Source organism: Streptomyces sp. CHD11, from assembly GCF_018638295.1.
Lineage (GTDB): Bacteria > Actinomycetota > Actinomycetes > Streptomycetales > Streptomycetaceae > Streptomyces.
Genome location: NZ_JABTTS010000196.1, coordinates 1 through 306 on the forward strand (window position 1 = coordinate 1; position 306 = coordinate 306).

Below are 306 nucleotides of genomic sequence, written 5' to 3' on the forward strand. Positions count from 1 at the left end.
TCGGCGGCGAAGACGAGGACGCCGGATTCGGCGCTCCCGGGGTCGTCCTCGGCGTCGTCGGCGGTGGGGACGGTGATCGGGGTGCAGGTGAAGGTGTACGAGCGGCCGCCGGGAAGTCGGCGTGATTTGACCGTGCGGGGGCGGCCGCTGCGCAGGACCTGGTCGAGGAGGGGAAGGAGCCCCAGCTCCTCGAGCTCCGGCATGGTCTCCTCGGCCGGGGTGCCGGCCGGGCGGACGCCGAACGCCTCGGTGTAGGCGTCGTTGACGTACGCGATGTGGTGCGCGGGGCCCTGGAGGACCGCGACC

Annotated in this window: 1 pseudogene; it reads right to left on the reverse strand. The window is 73.5% G+C overall.

Annotated features, from left to right (window positions below):
- Window positions 1-306, reverse strand: a pseudogene (locus HTV45_RS33740) (PAS sensor protein); the annotation flags it as partial.